This is a genomic window from Inquilinus limosus MP06 (assembly GCF_000767795.1).
Lineage (GTDB): Bacteria > Pseudomonadota > Alphaproteobacteria > DSM-16000 > Inquilinaceae > Inquilinus > Inquilinus limosus_E.
The window spans coordinates 1-7,463 of the sequence record NZ_JANX01000298.1 but is presented as its reverse complement, the minus strand read 5'-3'; the positions used below and the strand labels follow the sequence as shown (position 1 = coordinate 7,463).

General features: G+C 70.2%; 6 protein-coding genes. All 6 read right to left on the bottom strand.

What is annotated here, in order from left to right; genetic code table 11:
* Positions 1-965, bottom strand: a 965-nt coding sequence (locus tag P409_RS20740) for a molybdopterin-dependent oxidoreductase (protein ID WP_034842956.1), incomplete at its 3' end; no start/stop codon positions are given.
* Positions 966-1,227: 262 nt separating this feature from the next.
* On the bottom strand, positions 1,228-1,569 hold the full coding sequence (gene nirD, locus P409_RS20735) for a nitrite reductase small subunit NirD (RefSeq protein WP_034842952.1): 342 nt from the start codon (positions 1,567-1,569) through the stop codon (positions 1,228-1,230).
* Positions 1,570-1,784: 215 nt separating this feature from the next.
* Positions 1,785-4,250, bottom strand: coding sequence for a nitrite reductase large subunit NirB (nirB, locus tag P409_RS20730; protein WP_034842948.1), 2,466 nt, complete (start codon positions 4,248-4,250; stop codon positions 1,785-1,787).
* A gap of 13 nt (positions 4,251-4,263) precedes the next feature.
* A complete protein-coding gene (locus P409_RS20725) occupies positions 4,264-5,061 on the bottom strand; it encodes an ABC transporter ATP-binding protein (protein WP_034842945.1) in 798 nt (265 codons plus the stop codon).
* Between the two features lie 13 nt (positions 5,062-5,074).
* On the bottom strand, positions 5,075-5,980 hold the full coding sequence (ntrB, locus tag P409_RS20720; RefSeq protein ID WP_034842943.1) for a nitrate ABC transporter permease: 906 nt from the start codon (positions 5,978-5,980) through the stop codon (positions 5,075-5,077).
* A gap of 27 nt (positions 5,981-6,007) precedes the next feature.
* The gene (locus tag P409_RS20715) at positions 6,008-7,315 is read right to left on the bottom strand and encodes a CmpA/NrtA family ABC transporter substrate-binding protein (RefSeq protein WP_034842941.1); all 1,308 of its coding nucleotides are present in this window, start codon (positions 7,313-7,315) and stop codon (positions 6,008-6,010) included.
* Positions 7,316-7,463 lie beyond the last annotated feature (148 nt).

Sequence of the window (7,463 nt, the reverse complement as noted above, 5' to 3'; positions counted from 1 at the left end):
ATATGGGCGGCCAGCTGGTTGGCCAGGCCGCCGACCTCGCGCCCGCCCATGGCGTTGGGCTGGCCGGTGACCGAGAACGGCCCGGCGCCGGGCCGGCCGATCCGCCCGGTGGCGAGGTGGCAGTTGATGATGGCGTTGACCTTGTCGGTGCCCTGGGTCGACTGGTTCACGCCCTGGGAATAGATCGTCAGCGTCGCCGGGGTATGGGCGAACCAAGCGTAGAAGCGCCGCACCGCCTCCTCCGGCAGGCGGCAGCCAGCGGCGACGGCGGCGATGTCGGGGGCGTCCTCGGCCGCGGCCAGCGCCGCCTCCTCGAAGTCCGCGGCATGGGCGGCGATCCAGCCGCGGTCCAGCGTGCCCTCGCGCACCAGATGGGCCAGCAGGCCGTTGAACAGCAGCACGTCTGTGCCGGGGGCGATGGCCAGGTGCAGGTCGGCCTCGTCGCAGGTGGCGGTGCGGCGCGGGTCGATCACCACGATCCGGGTGCCACGCTTCTCCCGCGCCGCCAGCAGCCTTCGGTGCAGGATCGGGTGGCACCAGACGGCGTTGGAGCCGACATAGATCGCGAGGTCCGTCTGCTCCCAATCCTCGTAGCAGCCCGGCACCACGTCGCCGCCGAAGGCGCGGCGGTGGCCGGCGACCGAAGAGGCCATGCACAGCCGGGAATTGGTGTCGATGTTGCCGGAGCCGATGAAGCCCTTCATCAGCTTGTTGGCGATGTAATAGTCCTCGGTCAGCAGCTGGCCGGAGACGTAGAAGGCGACGGAGTCCGGACCGTGCTTCTCGATGGCGTCGGCAAAGCCGGCGGCGACCCGGTCCAGCGCCTCGTCCCAGCTCGCCGTCCGGCCGCCGATCATCGGGTCGAGCAGGCGCCCGTCCAGCCCCAGCGTCTCGCCCAGCGCTCCGCCCTTGGAGCAGAGCCGGCCGAAATTCGCCGGGTGGATCGGGTCGCCGGCCACCTGGATCGGGTCTGTCTTTTCTTGTCCCCCCTCCCCTTGCGGGAGGGGGACAGGGGGAGGGGTCTGCGCGCGTCCGCGCGCGAAAAGCTCTGAAGCGACTTTGCCATTCGAGCTGTTTTGCCGCGGTCCGGATTGGCTCGAATCGAGAGAACCCCCTCCCCCTACCCCCCTCCCGCGAGGGGAGGGGGGACTCACTTTTTCCTCGGCCGATGCTCCCGACACGGCCACGCCGCAGCCGACGCCGCAATAGGGGCAGGTGGTGCGAGTCTCAGCCATTGGCGACCAGCTGCGGCACCGGCAGGCCGAGGCGGATGCGGCCGGCCTGCAGCTCGACCGCGATGCGGTGGACGCAGCCCTCGTCCGGCCCCTCGACCGACCCGGTCTCCAGGCTGATCACCCAGGCGTGCAGCGGGCAGGTGACGCTGGTGCCGTGCACGATGCCCTGCGACAGCGGCCCGCCCTTGTGCGGGCAGCGGTCGTAGAGCGCGAAGACCCGGTCGTCGGCGGTGCGGAACAGGGCGATGTCGCCCTCCGGGCTCTTCACCACCCGGGCGCCCATCGGCGGGATGTCCTCGATCCCGCCGACATCGATCCAGAATGGTGTGGTCATGGCCGGTTCCACCCAAGAGCGACGAGACTTTCTTGTCCCCCCTCCCCTCGCGGGAGGGGGGTAGGGGGAGGGGGTTGTCGATCGAAGGGCGCGGACCAGGATCTGGGCCATAGGCTCCGGTCCTTGCTGCGCGAACCCCTCCCCCTGCCCCCCTCCCGCAAGGGGAGGGGGGACTCAAAAGGGAAGGGCTCAGAAAAGGCATCGAAGCCATCGCGTCACTCCACCGCGGCCAGGCTGCGGAACTCGTGCGCCTCGGCGCCGGCGGCGCGTTCGGCCCAGGGATCCTGTTGCGCGAATTGCTGGGAATGCAGGAAGCGGGCGTGCAGCCGCTTGCGCGATTCCGCATCCTCGACGATCCGGCGCTTGACGTGGTCGAGGCCGACCCGCTCGATCCAGGGCGCGGTGCGCTCCAGATAGTGCGATTCCTCGCGGTGCAGCTGCATGAAGGCGCCGCAATATTCCAGCACCTCGGCCTCGGTCTCGACCTTGCACAGGAAGTCGGTGCCGCGCAGCTTGATGCCGCCATTGCCGCCGACATGCAGCTCCCAGCCGCTGTCGACCGCGATCACGCCGAAATCCTTGATCGTCGCCTCGGCACAGTTCCGCGGGCAGCCTGAGACCGCCATCTTGAACTTGTGCGGGGTCCAGCTGCCCCAGCTCATCCGCTCCAGCGCGATGCCCATCGCGGTCGAATCCTGGGTGCCGAAGCGGCACCATTCCGACCCGACGCAGGTCTTCACCGTGCGCAGCGCCTTGCCATAGGCGTGGCCGGAGACCATGCCGGCGGCATTCAGGTCGCGCCACACATCCGGCAGCTGCTCCTTCTTCACGCCCAGGAGGTCGATGCGCTGGCCGCCGGTCACCTTCACCGACGGGATCTGGTAGCGGTCGACCACGTCGGCGATCGCCCGCAGCTCCTTGGCGCTGGTGACGCCGCCCCACATCCGCGGCACCACCGAATAGGTGCCGTCCTTCTGGATGTTGGCGTGCACCCGCTCATTGATGAAGCGGGACTGCTGGTCGTCGGTGTACTCGCCTGGCCAGGCGCAGATCAGGTAGTAGTTCAGCGCCGGCCGGCACTTGGCGCAGCCCTGCGGCGTGCGCCAGCCCAGCTCCTGCATCACTGCCGGGATCGAGCGCAGCTCGCGCGCCAGGATCAGCCGCCGCACCTCGTCATGGCCGAAATCGGTGCAGCCGCAGACCGCCTTGATCTTCGGGCCGCCCTCATAGCCGTCGCCCAGCGTCACCGCCAGCAGGCTCTCGACCAGACCGGTGCAGGAGCCGCAGGAGGAGGACGCCTTAGTGTGGGCCCGCACCGCGTCCAGGCTGGCCAGCCCCTTCTCGGTGATCGCCTGGACGATGGTGCCCTTGCAGACGCCGTTGCAGCCGCAGATCTCCGCCTCCGGCGGCAGGGCGGCAACGGCCTGCTTAGGGTCCGGCGCCGCACCCCCGGCGGCCGCCAGCGCCTGGCCGAAGATCAGCCCGTCGCGCAGCGGCGCCACGTCCTGGCCCTCGCGCAGCATCTGGAAGAACCAGGCGCCGTCGGCGGTGTCGCCGTACAGCACGGCGCCGGCGATGCGGTTGCCCTTCAAGACCAGCCGCTTGTAGACGCCGCGGGCGGCGTCGCGGAACACGATGTCCTCGCAATCCTCGCCGCCCTGGAAGTCGCCGGCCGAGAACACGTCGATGCCGGTGACCTTCAGCTTGGTCGAGGTGACGGAGCCGCGATATTCGCTCTCCGCCGTGCCGGCCAGCTGGTCGGCGCAGATCCGCGCCATCTCGTACAGCGGTGCCACCAGGCCGTAGGTGCGGCCCTGGTGCTGGACGCATTCGCCGACCGCCAGGATGCAGGGGTCGGAGGTGGTCATCCGGTCGTCGACCACGACGCCGCGCTCGACCGCCAGGCCGGCCTCGCGGGCCAGCGCCGTGGCCGGGCGGATGCCGACCGCCATCACCACCAGGTCAGCCGGGATCACCCGCCCGTCCTTCAGCCGCACCGCCTCGACCCGGCCGTCGCCCTCGATCGCGGCGGTGTCGGCCTCGGTCAGCACGGCCAGGCCGCGCCGCTCCAGCTCGCGCTGCAGCAGATAGGCGGCGGCGGGGTCGAGCTGCCGCTCCATCAGCACCGGCATCAGGTGCAGGACCGTGACCTCCATGCCGTTGGCGCGCAGGCCGTTGGCGGCTTCGAGGCCCAGCAGGCCGCCGCCGATCACCACGGCCCGGGTGCGGCCCTCGCGCGCCGCGGCCAGCATCGCCTCGACATCGGCGATGTCGCGGAAGGTGACGACGCCGGGCAGGTCGCGGCCCGGCACCGGGATCAGGATCGGGTCGGACCCGGTGGCCAGCAGCAGCCGGTCGTAGCGGCAGCGGCTGCCGTCGGCGCCGACCACCTCGCGCGCCTCGCGGTCGATCGCCGCCACCCGCACGCCGGCGCGCAGGTCGATGCCGTTGGCCTCGTACCAGGCGCGGTCGTTGATGACGATGTCGTCGAACCGCTTCTCGCCGGCCAGCACCGGCGACAGCATGATGCGGTTGTAGTTCACCTGCGGCTCGGCGCCGAACACGGTGACGGCGTAGCGGCCGGGCGCGCGGGCCAGCAGCTCCTCCACCGCCCGCATCCCGGCCATGCCGTTGCCGACGACGACCAGGCGCTCCTGCGGCCCCCAGCTTCCCTCGGGCATGTCTCCCTCCCCCTCAGGCGGCCGCGGTGGTGAAGCGCTGGCGCTCGTACAGGAAGCGCAGCACCTGCACCCGGCACGCGGCATAGATCGGATCGTCGGCCAGCGCCAGGCGGCGGCGCGGCCGCTCCAGCGGGATCGCCAGCACCTCGCCGATTGTGGCGCTTGGGCCGTTTGTCATCATCACGATGCGGTCCGACAGCAGCACCGCCTCGTCGACGTCATGGGTGATCATCAGCACCGTGTTGCCGAGCGCGGCATGGATCTCCATGACCGAGTCCTGCAGATGCGCCCGGGTCAGGGCGTCGAGCGCGCCGAAGGGCTCGTCCATCAGCAGGATCTTGGGCTGCATCGCCAGCGCCCGGGCGATGCCGACGCGCTGCTTCATGCCGCCCGAGATCTCGCCCGGCCGCTTGTCCTTGGCATGCGCCATGTGGACCAGGGCCAGGTTGTGCATCACCCAGTCATGCCGCTCGGCGGTGCTCTTGGACCGGCCGAACACCTTGTCCACGGCGATGCGGACATTGCCGTAGACGGTCAGCCAGGGCAGCAGCGAGTGGTTCTGGAACACGATGGCGCGGTCCGGGCCGGGGCTGTCCACCACCTGGCCGTCCAGCAGCACCTCGCCGGTGGTGGAGCGGACGAGGCCGCCGACGATGTTCAGCAGGGTCGACTTGCCGCAGCCGGAATGGCCGATGATCGACACGAACTCGCCGCGGGCGATGCCGAGATTGACATCGACCAGCACCTCGCTGACCGCGGCGCCGCGGGTGAAGCGCATGCCGACCTGCTCGATCGAGAGATAGCTGTCCATGGGTCGTCTCCCCTCAGGCCGAGGTGCCGCGGGCGACGAGCGCGCCGGCGAGGCCGATCAGGCGGTCGAGGACGAAGCCGACCAGCCCGACATAGACCAGCGCCACGACGATGTCGCTGATGCGCGAGCTGTTCCACGCGTCCCAGATGAAGAAGCCGATGCCGACGCCGCCGATCAGCATCTCGGCGGCGATGATCGCCAGCCAGGACAGGCCGATGCCGATGCGCAGGCCGGTGAAGATGTAGGGCACCGTGGCCGGCAGGGTGATCTTGGTGAACACCTCCCAGGGCGACAGGCGCAGCACCGCGGCGACGTTGCGGTAGTCCTGCGGGATGTTGCGCACCCCGACCGCGGTGTTGATCACGATCGGCCAGATCGAGGTGATGAAGATCACGAAGATCGCCGACGGCTCGGCCTGCTGGAACCCGGCCAGGGAGATCGGCAGCCAGGCCAGCGGCGGGATGGTGCGCAGCACCTGGAAGATCGGGTCCAGGCCGCGCATCGCCCAGACGCTCTGGCCAATCAGCACGCCGAGCGCGACCCCGATCACCGCGGCCAGGGCGAAGCCCATCGCCACCCGCGACAGGCTGGTGGCGATCTGCCAGAAGGCGCCCTTGTCGACCCCGCCATTGTCGTAGAACGGGTCGATGATGAAGTCCCAGGTGTCGTCCAGCACCTTGAGCGGCGACGGCAGGCTGGAGGCCGGGCTGGAGCACAGCAACTGCCAGGCCAGCAGCAGCAGCGCCAGCACGATCAGCGGCGGGATCACCCGGGCCGCGGCCTCCACGGCGAGGCGGGACAGGACCGGGCCGAGCGGCGGCCGCGCCACCGGCAGGGACAGCACCCGGCCGGCCGCCTTCGGCTTAGGGGCCGGGGCGGAGGAGGGGGCTTCGGAAACGATCTGGGCGGTCTGAGTCACGAGGCTGGCTCCGGCTGGCTATCGGCGTCAGGCGATCGCTTTGATGGCAAGGCTTGCGAGGTAGGCGTCGGGGGCGTCGGGGTCGAAGACCTTGCCGTCGAAGAAGGTCTCCTTGCCGCGCGAGGGGCCGGCCGGGATCTCCGCCGCCGGCACGCCGATCGCCTGCGCGGCCTGGCGCCACAGGTCCTCGCGATTCACCTTGGCGATCAGCGCCTTGAGGTCGACATCCGGGGCGATGTAGCCCCAGCGCCGGTCCTCGGTCAGGAACCACAGCTCGTGGCTCTGGAACGGGTAGGAGGCGAAGTCCTGCCAGAACTTCATCAGCAGCGGGCTGTTCTCGACCTTGCGGCCGTCACCGTAGTCGATGATGCCGAGCGAGCGCGGCAGGATGTCGGCCGGGGGCACGTTGAACCATGCCCTCCGGCCGATGATTTGGGCCATTTCCTCCTTGTTCTCCGGCTTGTCGGCCCAGCGCTGCGCCTCCAGCACCGCCTGCAGCAGCGCCGCCGCCGCCTTCGGATGGGCGTCGACCCAGTCGGCGCGCAGCGCCAGGCTCTTCTCCGGATGGTCCTTCCACAGCTCGCCGGTGACGCAGGCGGAATAGCCGATCCCCTGGTGCACCAGCTGGTCGTTCCACGGCTCGCCGACGCAGAAGGCCTGCATGTTGCCGACCTTCATGTTGGCGACCATCTGCGGCGGCGGCACTACGATGGTGCTGACGTCCTTGTTCGGGTCTATGCCGCCGGCCGCCAGCCAGTAGCGCATCCACAGATCATGGGTGCCGCCGGGGAAGGTGACGGCGCATTTCACCTCCTGCCCCTTCGCCTTCATATCGGCGAAGGCGGCCTTCAGCGGGGTGGCGTCGACCGTGGCGCCGGCCAGCTCCTTGGCCACCGAGATGGCCTGGCCGTTGGTGTTCAGCCGGCACAGGATCTGCATCGGCAGCGGCTTGTTGCCGGTGGTGATGGTGCCCAGCGTCATCAGGTAAGGCATCGGCGTCAGGATGTGGGCGCCGTCGATGCCGCCGCCGGCCGAGCCCAGCACCAGGTTGTCGCGGGTGGTGCCCCAGGAGGCCTGCTTGGCGACCGTGACCTCGGTCAGCCCGGCCTGGTCGAACAGCCCCTTCTCCTTGGCGACGATCAGCGGGGTGGAATCGGTCAGGGCGATGAAGCCCAGCGTCGCCTTGGTCGTCTCCGGCCCGGTTCCTTGCGCGAAGGCGCCGGACGGGAAGGCGGTGCGGATCGCGGCGATGGTGGCCGCGGCGCCGGTCAGCCTGGCGGTGCCCTGCAGCAGGCTGCGACGGGTGAGGGTGGTGGTGCGGTCGCGTGCGGTCATGAAAGCCCCCTTCGGTTCGGTCAGCCGCGTTGCGTCGCGACGGTTGCGGTGGCGCCGGCGGCGGGGCCGGCGAGATCGGTGTCGAGCGCGGCGGGATCGAAGACCCGGCCGTCGCAGAAGCGGTCGGCGCCCAGCGCCACGTCGCCGG

Coding starts and splice junctions, on each gene's coding strand:
- nirD (WP_034842952.1), bottom strand. CDS start 1,569: ATGACCACACCATTCTGGATCGATGTCGGCGGGATCGAGGACATCCCG.
- nirB (WP_034842948.1), bottom strand. CDS start 4,250: ATGCCCGAGGGAAGCTGGGGGCCGCAGGAGCGCCTGGTCGTCGTCGGC.
- P409_RS20725 (WP_034842945.1), bottom strand. CDS start 5,061: ATGGACAGCTATCTCTCGATCGAGCAGGTCGGCATGCGCTTCACCCGC.
- P409_RS20715 (WP_034842941.1), bottom strand. CDS start 7,315: ATGACCGCACGCGACCGCACCACCACCCTCACCCGTCGCAGCCTGCTG.